Source organism: Ruminococcus sp. AF17-1AC (assembly GCF_003461385.1).
Taxonomy (GTDB): domain Bacteria; phylum Bacillota; class Clostridia; order Oscillospirales; family Ruminococcaceae; genus Hominimerdicola; species Hominimerdicola aceti.
On sequence record NZ_QTWZ01000005.1, the window covers coordinates 146,702 to 161,835 of the forward strand.

At 44.0% G+C, this 15,134-nt stretch carries 17 protein-coding genes and 1 other RNA gene; 2 read left to right on the plus strand and 16 right to left on the minus strand.

Going from position 1 to position 15,134, the window contains the following annotated elements:
- Positions 1-22: 22 nt before the first annotated feature.
- Positions 23-1,390 carry an MATE family efflux transporter gene (locus DWW81_RS05345; RefSeq protein WP_242989567.1) on the minus strand — a complete coding sequence of 456 codons (1,368 nt, stop codon included), beginning with the start codon at positions 1,388-1,390 and terminating at the stop codon, positions 23-25.
- Positions 1,391-1,606: 216 nt separating this feature from the next.
- Between DWW81_RS05345 and smpB the strand changes: the two genes are divergently transcribed.
- Both smpB and ssrA read left to right on the plus strand, forming a co-directional pair.
- Positions 1,607-2,074, plus strand: coding sequence for an SsrA-binding protein SmpB (gene smpB, locus DWW81_RS05350; protein WP_022286588.1), 468 nt, complete (start codon positions 1,607-1,609; stop codon positions 2,072-2,074).
- A gap of 3 nt (positions 2,075-2,077) precedes the next feature.
- Positions 2,078-2,437: a transfer-messenger RNA gene (ssrA, locus tag DWW81_RS05355) on the plus strand.
- Between the two features lie 97 nt (positions 2,438-2,534).
- Here ssrA and DWW81_RS05360 read toward each other — a convergent pair.
- The 15 genes from DWW81_RS05360 to DWW81_RS05425 form a co-directional block, all read right to left on the minus strand.
- On the minus strand, positions 2,535-3,353 hold the full coding sequence (locus tag DWW81_RS05360; protein ID WP_117896953.1) for a GH25 family lysozyme: 819 nt from the start codon (positions 3,351-3,353) through the stop codon (positions 2,535-2,537).
- Positions 3,354-3,355: 2 nt separating this feature from the next.
- Positions 3,356-3,535 carry a hypothetical protein gene (locus tag DWW81_RS05365; protein ID WP_117896954.1) on the minus strand — a complete coding sequence of 60 codons (180 nt, stop codon included), beginning with the start codon at positions 3,533-3,535 and terminating at the stop codon, positions 3,356-3,358.
- Positions 3,535-3,981: a phage holin family protein gene (locus DWW81_RS05370; RefSeq protein WP_117896955.1), complete on the minus strand. Its 447-nt coding sequence runs from the start codon at positions 3,979-3,981 to the stop codon at positions 3,535-3,537. Before DWW81_RS05370 ends, DWW81_RS05365 begins: the two co-directional genes overlap by 1 nt.
- Entirely contained in the window at positions 3,982-4,140 is a 159-nt protein-coding gene (locus DWW81_RS05375) for an XkdX family protein (protein ID WP_117896956.1), read from the minus strand.
- Entirely contained in the window at positions 4,127-4,297 is a 171-nt protein-coding gene (locus DWW81_RS13210; protein WP_181982670.1) for a hypothetical protein, read from the minus strand. Before DWW81_RS13210 ends, DWW81_RS05375 begins: the two co-directional genes overlap by 14 nt.
- A gap of 2 nt (positions 4,298-4,299) precedes the next feature.
- On the minus strand, positions 4,300-5,199 hold the full coding sequence (locus tag DWW81_RS05380) for an RNA-directed DNA polymerase (protein ID WP_181982671.1): 900 nt from the start codon (positions 5,197-5,199) through the stop codon (positions 4,300-4,302).
- Between the two features lie 446 nt (positions 5,200-5,645).
- Entirely contained in the window at positions 5,646-6,059 is a 414-nt protein-coding gene (locus tag DWW81_RS05385) for a four helix bundle protein (protein ID WP_117896958.1), read from the minus strand.
- Positions 6,060-6,099: 40 nt separating this feature from the next.
- Positions 6,100-7,485, minus strand: a complete 1,386-nt coding sequence (locus DWW81_RS05390) for a DUF6273 domain-containing protein (RefSeq protein WP_117896959.1) — start codon at positions 7,483-7,485, stop codon at positions 6,100-6,102.
- Positions 7,486-7,487: 2 nt separating this feature from the next.
- Positions 7,488-7,676, minus strand: a complete 189-nt coding sequence (locus DWW81_RS05395; protein ID WP_117896960.1) for a hypothetical protein — start codon at positions 7,674-7,676, stop codon at positions 7,488-7,490.
- 15 nt (positions 7,677-7,691) lie between these two features.
- Positions 7,692-7,889, minus strand: a complete 198-nt coding sequence (locus DWW81_RS05400) for a hypothetical protein (protein ID WP_117896961.1) — start codon at positions 7,887-7,889, stop codon at positions 7,692-7,694.
- An 11-nt stretch (positions 7,890-7,900) separates the two neighbouring features.
- Positions 7,901-8,581, minus strand: coding sequence for a BppU family phage baseplate upper protein (locus DWW81_RS05405; protein ID WP_117896962.1), 681 nt, complete (start codon positions 8,579-8,581; stop codon positions 7,901-7,903).
- 5 nt (positions 8,582-8,586) lie between these two features.
- Entirely contained in the window at positions 8,587-8,958 is a 372-nt protein-coding gene (locus DWW81_RS05410; RefSeq protein ID WP_117896963.1) for a hypothetical protein, read from the minus strand.
- A gap of 1 nt (position 8,959) precedes the next feature.
- Positions 8,960-11,932 (minus strand): phage tail spike protein, encoded by a 2,973-nt coding sequence (locus tag DWW81_RS05415; protein ID WP_117896964.1) that lies wholly within the window; start codon positions 11,930-11,932, stop codon positions 8,960-8,962.
- Positions 11,929-12,657, minus strand: coding sequence for a phage tail domain-containing protein (locus DWW81_RS05420; RefSeq protein ID WP_117896965.1), 729 nt, complete (start codon positions 12,655-12,657; stop codon positions 11,929-11,931). Before DWW81_RS05420 ends, DWW81_RS05415 begins: the two co-directional genes overlap by 4 nt.
- Positions 12,654-14,825 carry a hypothetical protein gene (locus DWW81_RS05425; RefSeq protein ID WP_117896966.1) on the minus strand — a complete coding sequence of 724 codons (2,172 nt, stop codon included), beginning with the start codon at positions 14,823-14,825 and terminating at the stop codon, positions 12,654-12,656. Before DWW81_RS05425 ends, DWW81_RS05420 begins: the two co-directional genes overlap by 4 nt.
- Positions 14,826-15,134: the final 309 nt, after the last annotated feature.

Genomic DNA, 15,134 nt, shown 5'->3' on the forward strand with positions numbered 1-15,134 from the left:
TATCTGAATTGTCGCCTGTCTATCAAATAATATCCGCCCTGCGTTTACCTATCTGTGCAAACTCTTTGCGCCGTATGATAAAGTAAGCCACTGTTACCGCAGTGCCTGTTATCACCCAGGAAACAGGGTAAACTATCATGAGCATAAGATAGCTTCTGTGAGCCGCATAAATCGTGTTCACCCACACAAGCCTGAACACGCAGGTGCCAAGCACAGTTATGACCGCAGGTGTCATAGAGTGACCCATTCCCCTAAGACAGCCGCCCGATATTTCGTAAACGCCCGTAAGAAGCTCCAGCAGGCAAACTGACCACATTCTTATCATTGCGTAGTGTATAACGTTCTCGTCCGTTGAGAATATCTGTATAAAAAGGTGTCTGCCAATAAGGAATATCAAACTCAGCCCAAGACAGCTTGCAAGCCCGATAAAGGTGCAAAGCCTGTATATCTTTTTACAGCGTTCCTTATCCTGAGCCGCAAAATTCTGACTTGTAAATGTGGTCGCAGTCTGAGCGAAAGCGTTTATCACAAAATATGCCATGAACTCAAAATTCTGTTCCGCTGTACTTCCGGCGATACCGTCTGAACCGAAGCTGTTTATCGCCGCCTGTATCACAACGTTTGACAGCGAGAAAACCATGCTCTGCAAACCTGCCGGCAAGCCTATCTTTATGATACCGAGGAGATATTCCCAGCGTATCCTGAGCTTTCTGAAATCGAGTCTTAGCATCTCCTCCTCGTGGGTAAGAAAGTAAAGTATCATGCAGGCACTGAAAAAGTTTGATATAACAGTTGCCGTTGCAACGCCTGCCACGCCCATTTTGAACACGATCACGAACACAAGGTTCAGAATAACATTTATAACGCCTGCGGTGATAAGAGCGTAAAGAGGTCGGGTGCTGTCGCCCTTGCTCCTAAGCACTGCCGAACCGAAATCGTATATCTCGATAAAAGGCATTGCAAAGAAGAATATCCTGAGATACAGCGTTGCAAGCTTTAAAACATCGTCAGGCACATTCATCATGCCAAGGAGTATCGGTGCAAGTATCTCGCCTGCACCCAGTATGATAAATCCGCTTATGACCGCCAAAAGCACCACCGTATGTACAGCCTCGTTTGCCTTATCTTTTCTCCCCTGACCTATAAGCCTGGCCACCACAACGTTTGCACCGACAGAAAGCCCCAGAAAAAGGCTTACAATAAGGTTCACCAATGAAGAATTGCTTCCAACCGCCGCCATGGCTTTGTCGCTGTCAAATCTGCCCACCACCGCAAGGTCAGCGGAGTTAAAAAGCTGCTGCAAAATACTTGACAATGCAAGGGGCAGTGCAAAAATGACGATCTTGCCCACAAGCGGACCGTTTAACATATCTATTTTCTTATTTTTCATACCGGATCTTCTCTCATCTTTCAACTAACTATTTCTCACACCTAATATTATATCACACCATAAAAGCTATTTCAATACTCGAATTTGCACATAAGCACACACAGAGATGAGTAAAAATCTAAACATTACGACCATTTGTACAATTTTTTGAACTCTTTGCCTGTTGACAAAGGCATGAAATGGTGTTATAATAATATTCCACGGGAGGTGAGCAGTATGGCGATAGACAAAAAAGGCACAAAGCAGATTGCCGACAACCGAAAGGCACGTCACGATTATTTCGTGCTGGAGCAGATAGAGTGCGGTATCGAGCTTGTGGGAACAGAGGTCAAGTCTATAAGGAATGGCGGCGTCAATCTGAAAGACAGCTGGTGTTCTATCGAGGACGGAGAGATGTGGGTCAAGGGTATGCACATATCCCCTTATGAACACGGCAATATTTTCAACCGTGATCCACGCCGGGAGAGAAAGCTGCTGCTCCACAAACGTGAGATACTGCGGCTGTTCGGAAAGGTACAGCAGGAGGGTCTTACGCTTATCCCGATGTCGCTATATTTCAAAGGCAGCAGAGTCAAGCTTGCGCTTGGGCTTTGCAAAGGTAAAAAGCTTTATGACAAGCGTGACGACATGGCAAAGAAAGCCGCACAGCGTGACATAGAGCGTGCCATGAAAGAGCGAAACTAACATGGGGGTGTAAAGGTTTCGACGGGGGTTTTGAAGCACGATAAGCGAGTAGAGGAGCGCACACTCTTTAAACGGCGTACGTTTTAAAATTAGACGACAACGATAATTTTGAATTAGCTGCTGCTTAAGTCAGCGCTCGTCTTGCCTTAGAGTACCACGGCTTTGGTAAAGGCGTCGATCAGTGGTGAACGTTACAAAGCGACGGCTGTAGCCTTGTGATGTATCACAGCCTACCAAACACACAGGCGTGTCTGTTTGCCTTTGTGCAAGGGAACGGGAGTTTTCCGCAATAACAGAATACACTCGTAGAAGTTCGTGGGGATAGGCTTTCGGACAGGAGTTCGATTCTCCTCACCTCCACCAAATGTTGAAAAGACGAACACAACAAATATATTCTTTGTGAGTGGTCTTTTCGGAATAATAACAACGCCTCATGATTGATTTCATGAGGCGTTTATTCTTACTTAATAATTTTGATTACCTGTCCTGCATAGATAAGATTAGCATTTTTTATGTTGTTGTCCTTAACGATTTTTGCGACTGTCGTTTTATATCTTGCGGCTATCGCCGAAAGAGTATCACCCTTTTTGACTGTATATCTAGTTACTGTCTTTTTAGGTGTGTCTTTTTTCGGCTCCGACGGTGTAACATTTTTCTTATAGCCGTTAAGCCCTGCGGCTTTTATGATTGACGGGAAATTGACTTTTGCAGTATCGAGGTCAACGCTGCCTGTAACGCCGTTTACTCTCCCTGTAAAGCTGTGCTGGTGCATTTTATGCGCTATGGACGGGGTTCGGGTGATATTTGCACACCATATCGCATAGCGACTTCTGAGAGCTGCCGACACTTTGGCGGTGAGAAAAGCTTCGTAAGAATAGAGCATACAATAATATCCCGCCGCCTCAACAACGCTAATAAAGGCTTTGATGATGTCGTCACGCTGTCCGGGCATATTATATTGTGCAGCTTCTTCTATGTCAAGTGCAACAGGCATAGAGAATGGGCATTTAGACTTGATGAGATTAACAAAGCCTGTTGCTTCTCTCTTCGCTGCCTCTACTGTATCTGCATACATATAGTGATAGAAACCTATGTTAAGTCCTGTGGCCTTTGCGTTTGCATAATTACGCTCGAACTTTTTGTCAATCTGCCTAGGATAAGACATTATGTCGCCGTAGCTCGATCGTATCATTACAAAGTTTATGCCGCTTGCTTTGAGCTTCTTTGTATCAACGTTTCCGTTATGCTGAGATACGTCTACGCCTTTGTATGTAGCCATTTTTATTCCTCCATTTTCTTGTAGTAGGACTTGATCTTATTGACCTTGTCGGCGTTATCTGTCAAGAGCTTTTTAACGTCGGTAAGGTCAATTTCGTAAACGTCCGAAATATCATCATATGTCATACCGAACGCAAAGCTTTTGAATATTTCATTTTTCTCTTGCTCTGAAATGTTTGTCATTACTGTTCTCCTCCTTGGCTTTCTTCAACTGTTATTTTTAAACGGTGTACGATTTTAACGAGAAATGACGGCAACGGCACGCCGATAACGGAAAGGTTTTCAAGAATGCTTATACACTCATTGATGATGAGCCATATTGTGACGATTACGCCGAAATAATAGCTAAATCCTATATCAATTCCCACCGAGGACAGCCCCTCACTTATGAGCCAGTCCGTGACACCCGCTACGCACACTACAAGGATATAGCAGAGCTTTTTGACAGCTCCGACAATCCCTATTCGGCTACTTAGGTCACTCTTATACCACGCTTTCGCAAGCCCGCTCAGATAGTCTATAATCATAACGGCGATCAGTATAAGCAGCGGTATAGCTATTACGCCGAAATATGCAGACAGACCACCTAGGGCGGCGGCGACAATGCCCTTAAATACGTTTTCTTTCATTTATGCCTCCTTGCCGTCGTCGAAATCATATCCTGTGATTTCTTTATATTCTTCGGCTGTGATCCACTTGTGCACTACTGCGTCATATACCTTGCGTATATCCCACAAACCACGCTCGTAGTAGTCTTTGACCTTAGCATATTTCCTACTCTGTGACATTTTCAAGCACCTCCTCTTTTTCGTTTTCGAGTTCTACATCAAACACCATTGCTATATAGTCAATATTAGCGGCGTTTCTGTCGTTTTCCACCTTAAGTGCGGCGCTTTTCTGTCGCTCTTTTATGAGCTGTTCTTTTACTGATATGTAGCCAAACATAGCTATTCCCTCCATAGATTATAATAATATTCCTGCATACTATCTATCAGCTTATAGCAGTTTCCTTTGCTTGCGTGCGAAGCCCAGGACTTGAAACACTCGTCAACTTGTTCTCGGTTCATTGCGCCACGTTCACATAATTGCACAAGCTTTGCGAGCTTGCGGCGAGCTCTCGTGACCTTTTCCGGCAATACACGCATTATGACCTTTCCTGTGCTTGTAAGCCTAAAACTGAAACCTAAGAAGTGTATGGGCTGTTTAATCGGGAATAATTGAGTTTTCTTCTTACTAAATTTTAGCCCTAGTTTCTCGAGTTCTTCGCCTATGTGCTCTTTGCAAAATGTCAAATATTCTTTGCTTTGATGTATAAGTATGAAATCGTCCATATAACGAACATAATACTTTATGCCTAGTTGCTCTTTAATTAAATGGTCGATGTCGTCTAATACTGCAAGCTGAATAAGCTGCGTGACTTGTGAGCCTAAGCCCATTCCTTTTGACGGGTCAGCTCCTTGCGTAAAGCTGTTTATAATTCTTTCGGTTTCGGCATACGCCCAGTCGTCAGAAACTCTTTTCCGAACGGCAGCGCAAGCGACACTGTGAGGCGTAGAGCCGAAATAATCCGAAATATCACATTTGATAATATAACCGTTTAGCCCCGATTTTCTATAAAATCGCTGCATATGACATTTTAGCCGTTCACGAGCAAAATCCGTGCCTTTACCTTTTTGGCAAGCACAATTATCATATATGAAAGATTTAGTTATCTGTTCTGTAAGATAGTTATCACATAGCGAACGTTGAAATACTCTATCTTTTATCCTTGTGCTTACAATAACACGTTCTTTCGGCTCGTAAATTTTGAAAACGGTGTACGCACCGATTTTGTATTTTCCGCTCATAAGCTCGTCTTTGAGCTTATAACAATTTGTCAAGCCGTTCTTGACAAATCCTGCTGTGCTGTCTTTCCACATCACATTGCGCCTGCATATACACATTGCTTTGTACAGGTTTTCAAAGTCACATACATTTTCTTTTACTGTCATATTATCTTTTTCACAAAACTTACGTTGTTAATAGTAATGCTTACTCGTAGAGTAAATTACATCAACGTTATACTTTCACCATATCGGCTAGGATAATAATTCCTTGTGTGATCGCATTGATTTCGGCTATTACGCCTACTTTAAACTAGCATTATCACAATCCGGGGCGAGCCCGTTACTGTTGTTCGCATTGTTATTGTTGATAGCTCCCGACGGGTTGACGTTACGCACGTTGTTAGCGTTGCCGGTGTTAGGAGTACGCAGCCACCACAAAGCAGAAATAAAACAACTATTACCCTAATTTACTTTCCGTATCTATCGTAATCGGACTTTCTCCAATTACGCAGTAACACTTGAACTTCGTTTACAAGTCTAGTCCAATACTCGATACGTTTGCTTTCTATGCCGAAAACACTATATGCAATGTCAATCATACTGAGCAAGGCGTATGTTTCAGCAAGAGCTTTCGTTTGATACTGTCGTCTTAGCTGATAATCTTTCTTGTTATCATCACTGACGTAAATAGAATTGGCCGCATTAACGTTGCTACTCACATCAATGGCACAATCAACGATTTTAGCAGTAATGCACCACCTATAACGCTTAGGAAAGTTCTTTTCATTTGAACATATCTTAATTGTATATGCGGCGAGCTCTCTTGCTTTGGTTACTACTAATAACTTGCCCTCAGTCTGTTTTGATTTTACAACTGACATTACTTTCTCCTTTCCGCCCTCTATCGAGGGCGATTATTGATTAAATAATGCAACAAGCCGGGGCGAGCCCGCTGCTGCTGCTCGCACCGTTACCGTTGATAGCTCCCGACGGGGTGACGCTACGCACGCTGCTAGCGCTGCCGGTGTGAGGAGTACGCAGCCACCAATAGTATGGCGTGCCGTTACTTTGATACTTAATGCGGTTTGTGTCGTTGCCGTCATTTTTGCTCGCAAAGTCCGAATAATTCTTATAGTATGGATAAGCCGCACCCTCATCAACGCTATTTTCAAAATTTCCGTAAACTTCGGAACGTGAAAGCAAGAATATTTTCTCCGTGCTTGTTTTAGAACCTCCACCGTCAGTAAGTGTGTTGAGCGCCGTTACTTTCGTGACCTCGCCGAGAACTGAAAGGAAATCGGGGTCTACGCCACGCAGAAAGCCGCTTTCAGTGTCTGCCCAGGACGGCTTGTGTGAAAACTTGCTCTGCATCGTCCACGTTCCGCCAGGAGCGGCAGAGCTGTTAAGCCTCATTCTGAGATCACTCTCAGCCCAGTTGTTTGAACCATATCGAGCACGATGAATGTGATTGAGGTCTGACACGGTGCCGTCTGCTGTTCCGAGCGACGTGCCCTCTGAGCCCTCTTTAACAGATACAGTTTCAATTGCTGCCGAGGCATTAGCATTGACATATGTTGAAACCTTGGTCGCTGACGCCTGCTGCTGATACGCCCACGGAAACATAATCTGACCCGCTGCGGGTACAGGTTTCGCAAGCGTAAACTGATATGTCTTGCCTCCGCCATTTTCTACATCATATCCCGCAGGCAATGTTATGTTATATGTTCCTGCCGCAAGTTCTTCACGAGCATAATATATAGCCTCTGTGCTGTCAAACTGTATGTTCTGATAGAGGTCGTGAAGCTGCAATGTGAGAGAGTGCTTGAATTGACTATCGGCGGGTGTGTCGTGATCTATGCCGATGATGTCAAACACAAGCTTGTTTGTCGTTTCGTGCACAAGCACCTCGTCGCCTGCCTTTGGTGTACCCGTTACTGTGATACCATACGCCGAAAGCTGTACAGGCTCACCATTGAAATGCCACTCAGCGCCGTTATATGAAAACTCATACTCCCCGTTGTGTGACGTACCTACCGCCGCTATGAACGTGTCTGCGGCTACTGTGGCAGCGGTAATGCCGCTTGTGCCCTCTGTGTTGCCGACGGTTGCAGTTATCGCAGTTTCTTTTTCGGCTATGATCTGATCGCCGATAGCAAACACCTTGTCTGCCATACCCGCTCTTACGATAGCCCGCACGTCTGCAAAGCTTTTGATTTTAAAACCGCCCGTGTTCGCTGCAATCGCAGCTACCGAACGAGCTATGCCCTGCATAGTGCTGTCTCTTACGAGGTCTATTGTTTCTGCCATTGTTATTCCTCCGTTTCTTTATATGTCAACGATAAACTTTTATCGCTGTTTACTGATAGTAAAAAATTCTTGTCGTGATAAATGTTTTTCACGGCCTTTTCTGCTTCTGCTGCCGCTGCGTTTGCGGCTGTTGCTGCCACATTAGCTGATTTTACGGTTTTCCTCGCAATAGCGGTTGCTTCTAAGTCCATTATTTGTGCTGCCTCCTATATCTTTACCCAGGATAGAGCTTCACCGTCGAAAACGAAAACCTCGCCTGTGTCGATTTCAAAAAAAGTCGAGCCGTTTCCGACTTTGTACCCGCATATCATATCCGTGGGCTTGGTATCGGTTGACTTGCCTCTAAGCTCCAGTATAGACACTCTGTCTGTGAGTGAAGTTGTCGCCTTGTATATAGTTATCACACTATCCCTCCTCATAATGTTTCGCATACAGCGTAAGGCTTGCCGTCGGTTATTCTTAGTTTAACAATGAACGCCGCTCCAGTATCAGTATTTTTAAGAGCTATGCCGTCGATTACATCACCGACGCTCTCGGCAGCCTTATTAGCCCGCTCAGTTGCGGCGTTAGCAGTAGCTATTACTGTATTGACTGCTCCTGTAAGGCTTTCTCTTGCCGTGTCTGCATTATCGGCGGCGGAGTTCGCTTTGTTTGCGGCAGCTGAGGCTATATCAACAGCTTTGCTCGCTTTATTCAAAACCTCAGCAAGCGCCTTATACTCATTCGTGGACGTTATCTCGTCGTCTGATACTGCTGAGCGCTGCACCGCAATATAGAAATACTGCGTCGTAAGCAGCGAGTTTTCTTTGTAGAGGGATATTTCAGCAATAACATAGCCCTCTACTGCGAGTATCTGTTCTGTGAGTTCTGCTACGATTACGTTATTTTCAATAGTGGCGTTGTTGAATACTGCTTTCTTATCTGCCTTAACCGCTCTTATTCGTGCTGTAATACCGCTGTCAAGCGTATACGGCTTGCCGTTATCTGTTATCGTAATATTAACGTAGCGGCTGCTGCTGTCACCTTGCTTGGCGAATACTATCGGCGGAGATGTCGAACGTGAAACATCAAGCGATATGCTTGTTGAACTTTTCATATAAGTTAGCCCTCCTCAATCATAAAAGAAAGTGCGTCAATAGCGCTAAGAGGCATTTCTCTTTCTGCTATATCAGATAGCTTTATTGTTGATATTTCCACCTCGGACAGCTCTAAGGCTATTTCGTTTATAGCCTCGCATATCTCATTGAATGCTTTCGGGTCGTCTTTGGCTGAAACACTTGTTTTGCCGCCCGCCTTATTCTTTATGATCTCATCACGAGAAAAAACGAACGGCTCTAATGCCCGCTCTATCGCAATTTTGTTTTTGATAATAGCGTATGACGTTTTGGACGGCAATTCGATTTTCTGCTTGATTAACGTTTTGATCTGCTCTAGCTTCTGCTCGAGTTCAGCGTTTGATTTCTTGATTTTCATATTATCCCGCCTTTTCGATATTGATTATTCTGTTTTCGAGGTCTTTAATGTATGCTAGCAACAACGGTACAAATTCCTCGTATCTGAGTGCATATTCTTTTCCGTCGCCGTCTACATCAACGAATGCAGCGAACTCAGAGGCGCTAATGCCTGCTTTTTTCATAGCTTCAAGCACGTTTTGTGCCGTGAAGCCTGTGTGTGTCCTGCCGCTTAACGCTATATCGCTTGTATAATTGAACGATACAGGCGTTATATTTTTTATAACGCTTAAATATCGTTCGGAAAGTGGAACGATATTTTCTTTTTTTCGGGCGTCGGACGTTACGGCAACGGGCGAGCCGTTAGCATAAATGTTTGAGCCCACAAGTTTGAGGTTATAAGCGTCCATACCAACAAATAATCCATTACCATTGACCCACCTAAATGCTATCGTGCCTGTGCAGCATATTCCGCAGCCGTCGTCAATATCAAGATAACCTTTCCGAATATAAAGGCTATGATTTTGCACCCAGGTGTCACACCGCATTGTTATTGAGTTTCCGACAACGTAAGTGTTACAGCTATTAGCGGTAATACCGAGATATAATCCCGCTCCGTATGTTGCGTTGTTGCTCCAGTACCTAAGCCCCGTGTTCCCGCCCCATGCAACGCCGACGTTATCATCAAAATTAAGCATACTTTTGATTTTTCCGTTGCCAAACTTAATATCGCCATAGAAATAATGCCTGCAATCCATATCAGTTGCCGCACTTTGAATATTGCACTTATAATATGTTTCCCAGCCGTTATCATATGCACCACCTAGGGTTATGCCATGATAATTACCCGAAGCCATAATTCCAAGTTGATAGTAAGTGTTGCTATACCCAACAGGGGTGATATATGCAAGTCGTTTATTATCTCTGAAAAATTCAAGCTGATTTCCGTGCACATATAAGTACGTTAAATCGGTAGTTGCGGTTGTAAGAGATCCTGTAATCGTTGCACTGTTTAACGTTGCACTTTTTGCCGTTATAGTTCCATTGGCGGTGAGCTTAAAATTGTCGCTTTCAACAACAAACCTGTTAGAAGTGAGCTTGATCGTTCCTGCTGATTGATTTATCTCGGATACAAGATTAGACTTGCTCACCTTAAGAGATATGCTCTGCGAGTTCTGCGTTATCGACGATTGCATAGTATTCATTGTCGATTGCATATTGTTTACAGTAGCTTTAGTAGCGTATGTCGTGCTTACAGTTTGTGTTATATTGTTTTCTGATACTTCAATAGCTGCTGTTACGTCCTCTGTCTTAGCGTAGCTTTCAAGAGTTTGGCTTACGGATAATGTGATACTATCAGCAGTTTGACTTATAAGCGTTTTGAGTGAGCTTTCAGCCGCTGATATGGCGTCGGTATAGCTCGTTGTGATCGTGCTTTTTAACTCTTCGTCCGCAAGCTTGAAAGCCTGCTCGACGCTTTCTTTTGCGCCGGTTATGTTGTCCTCAATGGATTTTTTAAAACCCTGAGATATGGCGTTCGCCTGTACGCTATCAGCCGCAAGGAGTGCTCCATTAAGTGTGCCCACCGTTATGAAGTCTGCTACTATTGCGCCGTTCATTGTTATAGCAAGCCCATAATCGCCGTTATACCCGTTTTTTGAGTAGCCTAAGCCCGCTGAGTTCCAGCGCCACACACGGACGGCGCTTTCAATGTCGGGGCTATCAAGTATAAGTATTTCCTGCGGGCTTTCCGCAGGGTGTAAAACTACATAACCGCCGCTGTTGCCTGTTATAAGATTTGTCGCATTTTTTATGGCCTCTTTGAGCTCTGTTGACGCATTTGCAAGCCCCTTTTTCACAAGCGTGGTAATTCCCGCTATTGCCTTATTCTGATCTAAGACAGTTTGAGCAAAGTTGCTCTTAGCGTCACCGAGCTCAATTGACTTGTATTTCTCGGCTAATACGTCATATACAGTCTTAATTACCTTGGCTTTTGCTGATACGCCGAGCTTTGCGAATTTAACGGTTACAGTATCGCAGAGCTTAACTTTTTCAAGCGGCGCAATATTTTTGTATCCCTCAGTCTGCCACAACGAAACAAAAGAGGCAGTAATGCTTACGCTCGGAACTCCGAGGCTTGTGTGTGCTTTCAAATACGTTTCCGCTTTTGTGCGGAGTGTTGCCGGTGTTATCTCGTCGCCCGCTGAAAATTGATCGGAAAGATTTATGATATATGCTTTTTTATGCCCAAGCTCCGCCGCCTCATTGATAGGCAATACTTTGTCTTTGAGATATACGAACTTGTCCTCTGATGTGGTTTTGCCGTTGCCGTCGTCTTTCTGCTCTGTATATGTAGCATATGGCATTATGTGAGTATACGTTGCTGTTATATTTTTATCTTGCTTAATATCAGTTAAGTTCTTGCCGTACTCGATCGTTACGCCCGTGTCTGAGCCTCTATGTGAGTGTAGCTTTATAACGTAATTATCAAACTCGTACTCGCCGCCCCATATATCAAGCACTGAGCCTTGTTGACCCCCGAGGGCAGCTCTGATTGAACAAGGCTCGGAAAGGTCAATAGTATTGAGCGTTGCTATATCGCTTAACGCTTTAAACTTGCTCTTGAAAGCACCGTCGGATATAGCCTTTGTGATAGCCATTTGAGCGGTAGCCGATTTAAGCTTAAGCTCTGCAATCGGTATGCCGTTGAGATCGTAACTTATGTGCTCTGCTTTAATTGATACAATGCCGTTAAGCGGCTTTGAGCAACTATATATACGGAACAACTGAGGGTCGCTTGTGTCATTCGCCTTACATTTGATGATGTTGCCCTCGTTTATGTACGCATATATATTGCCCGTTATAGGATAGCTGATTGACAGCTCATACGAGCCGTTTCTTTCTTCGGTGACTTCGCACGATATAGCGTCGGTAAGAAAACCTATGCCGTTTCTTGTGAAATTTTCCTCTGATTTATCATATAAAACAGGTATCATAACGTACACCACCTTGGCACGATTTCGGCTTTTGTTACTGAGCCAGTAAAGCTTATAGCGTTAGTACCTGGAGAAAGTATCGGGAAACCGTCACCGCTCATTACGTTGTTTTGCAAACTTTGACCCTTGTATGCGTTCATTGTTTCGCTGTCTATTTCGATGTAGTCGGACACATTTTCAAAGGTGAATGTGTCTGAGTTTATATGCAATGAAATATTACCGCTGCCGTATATCTTGATATATGGCTTTGCGGAGAGCATTTCCGCATTTTCTAGCGTTGCGCCGCCGCTTGGTATTTCAACAGCAGTTTGACCCTCGAACGAATAACGATACGGCTTGCAGTTAAAACTTATAGAACATTCTCCGTAATTTCGTAGCTCCTCTTTAATGTCTACACCACCGCTATATGCGCCATATCTAAAATATCTTACATCGTAGCTATCCCAAAGCTGAGCGTACCTGCTATCAGAGAGCAGCCAGTTCTTGACCTCACTCACGAGCTCATCAAAGCCTCTTGCGTCACGCTTAACCAAACATAAATCATAAGGTATTGTTACATTGAGATAGCGTCCGTTGTCCTGTATGAGATCACCGTTGCGCCCAGGAACGCTTGTGATCGTTACGTCCCTTGCAGGCGCATTATATGAGCCTTTGCTTTTGATTATTAAGTTAAAATCAAGGGAGCTCTTTCCCTTGAAATATAAAAATGGTAATTTTACACTCAACCGAAAACAGCTCCCTTTCTCTTTATTATTTCTTCAATTCTTTGCAAGATATACTCTATAAACTCGTCTATATCCTTTTCCGTTTTATTTTCAATGTTTTCTATATTGACAGAAACATTAACATTTATCTGCGGATTACTCTCGACTTGAGCAGCAGAACTTTTTTGCTCTTGATATTCTTCACGCTCCGAGGCCGTGAGCACCTGTTCGCCCTTATGCAGTAATGCGGGGTATTCATCATATGGTACATAATCAAGACCTATTCGCAGCCGTGATATATTCGGAATATTAAGACTATATCCACCCACGCCCGGCACCCAGTCGGGTATTTCGAGCGAGTTAATGCCGTTGATAAATCCGTTTATACCGTCTATGATCCAGTTTATCGGAGCTTTGAAGAGTTCTCCAATACCCGAAAAAATGTTGCCGAATATGTCTACAATGTTTTGCCATGCACCACGCCAATTTCCAGTAAAAACATTCTTGACGAAATCAATAATGCTATTAAAAATCTCCTTGGCACTATTGAATACTGTTTTAATACTTTCAAATGCGCCCTTAAATCGGTCACTGATAGTGCTTGATACCGCTTTGAAAGCCGCCTCAAGAGGCGGTAATAGTGCCTCGAACAAATACTTGATAACGTCCATAAGCGGCGGCAACAGGCTTTCAAGCAGCGTTGTGATCGGTTCGAGGATAGTTACGAGCAAGTCAAGCAACGGCTGCAATGCAGGCAGTAACGTGTTAAGTAGGTCGATAAGTACAGGCAGTATAGCGTTTATTATCTCTGTAACAAGCGGCAATACTGAGTTTATAAGCTCTATCAGTACGGGCAATATATTGTCTACCACCGATTGAATAAACGGCATAAGAGCGTCAAATAGCTGCAATAATACAGGTAATATAGCCTCTATAATCTGCATTGCAAGCGGCAATATAGCGTTAATGAGCTCAATCAACAGCGGCATTACTGTGTCCACAATTTGAACTAATATCGGCAAGAGTGACTGCGCAACTTGTAGAATTACAGGCAGAATTGTTTCAACTATTTGTATTGCTGTCGGCAGAATAGCTTGTAAAAGCTCTATAAGTACCGGCAGTATAGTTTCAAGTATCTGCATGAATATCGGTATAACGTCCGTTATCAGCGATACCACCGACGGCAGGACAGTTTGTGCAATTTCAAGCAATGGTGGCACAAGCTGTTGAATGAACGTTACGAGAACAGGCAGAACAGCTTGTATAATGCTTTGTAGCGGAGGCAATAGCGTTTGTATCGCGGTTAATAGAATTGGAAAGATTGTTTTCGCCAGTTCAAATAAGGGCGGTATAGCACTATCAAATACTTCTGTAACAACAGGAACAAGCTGTTCTACGAGAGATTGTACTTTCGGCAAGCCCGCTATAAGCATATCGGCGAATTTCTGTATTATAGGAATTGCCGCCGCCCCTATTTGATTTTTAAACCCGTTGAGTGCGTCTTTAACGTTAGCTATGGTATCACCGAGCTTAACACCCGCCTTAACTGTATCTTCGGACATTACTATGCCTAAATCGTCGGCTTCTTGTTTTAAGTCCTTAATACCGTCTGAGCCTGCATTAAGCAGAGGCAGCATTTCCGTGTACGTTTTGCCTAGTAGGTCATTTCCGATAGCGTTTCGCTCTGCACCCTCTTCCATATCAGCTAATGCCGCTGTTATGGCGTCGAATTGCTGCTCTGTTGTCATTCCGTTAAGGTCGTCAAGAGACAGTCCTAGACGTTCTAATGCAGTCTGAGCAGTAGCCGAGCCTTGATTAGCGCTATCTATGGTATCAGTCATTTTCTTGATACCATTTTTGAAACTATCTACACTAGCACCGCTTTGATCGGCTGCGTGTTTCCACCTTTGCAGTTCTTCTCGGTTTATCCCTGTTCTTTCTGAGAGCTTGTCTATGTAGTCCGCCTGTTCGGCTGTTGACATAGCCATTTTATAAGCTGAACCGCCGAGAGCCGTTGCTCCTGCGATAGTTGCCGTTCCCATTGTGACAGCGGCCTTGCCAATCGTTCCGAATGCCTTTCCGATTTTTGACCCTGCACTCTCACCTTTTTGTGTTGTCTTGTCTATTTCTTCGTTAGCTTTCTTGTTGTCAATGAAGATTTCACCGAAAAGAGAGAATATGCTTGCCACGCTGATTAACGCCCCCTGTCTGCCTCGATTATCGGCATAAACTCGTCTATGATCTCTTGCCCCGTTTTCTTATGTGTTGAGGGCTCGGGTGCGTATTGGCGTCGCTCCGTGCGTTCTGCACCTATTGTTTTATTCAAAAATTCTTGATAGCTTATAGGACTATCAGCGCCTTTAAGCTTACTTACTGCGTCATTGGCTAGCCACAACGGAAACAACCTTTTTTCTATGTCTGCTTTCGCCGCCTGTTCCTCTTTACGCCGAGCGGCTGCTATAAGGCTTTCAAGCTCTGAGAGCGGTAGGTCTGCTATT

Bases quoted from the DNA above. Each gene is read 5' to 3' on its own strand.
- DWW81_RS05395 (WP_117896960.1), bottom strand. From the start codon at position 7,676: ATGGACTTAGAAGCAACCGCTATTGCGAGGAAAACCGTAAAATCAGCT.
- DWW81_RS13210 (WP_181982670.1), bottom strand. From the start codon at position 4,297: ATGTTTGGCTACATATCAGTAAAAGAACAGCTCATAAAAGAGCGACAG.
- DWW81_RS05405 (WP_117896962.1), bottom strand. From the start codon at position 8,581: ATGAAAAGTTCAACAAGCATATCGCTTGATGTTTCACGTTCGACATCT.
- DWW81_RS05365 (WP_117896954.1), bottom strand. From the start codon at position 3,535: ATGACAAACATTTCAGAGCAAGAGAAAAATGAAATATTCAAAAGCTTT.
- DWW81_RS05380 (WP_181982671.1), bottom strand. From the start codon at position 5,199: ATGAGCGGAAAATACAAAATCGGTGCGTACACCGTTTTCAAAATTTAC.
- DWW81_RS05360 (WP_117896953.1), bottom strand. From the start codon at position 3,353: ATGGCTACATACAAAGGCGTAGACGTATCTCAGCATAACGGAAACGTT.
- DWW81_RS05370 (WP_117896955.1), bottom strand. From the start codon at position 3,981: ATGAAAGAAAACGTATTTAAGGGCATTGTCGCCGCCGCCCTAGGTGGT.
- DWW81_RS05415 (WP_117896964.1), bottom strand. From the start codon at position 11,932: ATGATACCTGTTTTATATGATAAATCAGAGGAAAATTTCACAAGAAAC.
- DWW81_RS05390 (WP_117896959.1), bottom strand. From the start codon at position 7,485: ATGGCAGAAACAATAGACCTCGTAAGAGACAGCACTATGCAGGGCATA.
- DWW81_RS05375 (WP_117896956.1), bottom strand. From the start codon at position 4,140: ATGTCACAGAGTAGGAAATATGCTAAGGTCAAAGACTACTACGAGCGT.
- DWW81_RS05345 (WP_242989567.1), bottom strand. From the start codon at position 1,390: ATGAAAAATAAGAAAATAGATATGTTAAACGGTCCGCTTGTGGGCAAG.
- smpB (WP_022286588.1), top strand. From the start codon at position 1,607: ATGGCGATAGACAAAAAAGGCACAAAGCAGATTGCCGACAACCGAAAG.
- DWW81_RS05385 (WP_117896958.1), bottom strand. From the start codon at position 6,059: ATGTCAGTTGTAAAATCAAAACAGACTGAGGGCAAGTTATTAGTAGTA.
- DWW81_RS05410 (WP_117896963.1), bottom strand. From the start codon at position 8,958: ATGAAAATCAAGAAATCAAACGCTGAACTCGAGCAGAAGCTAGAGCAG.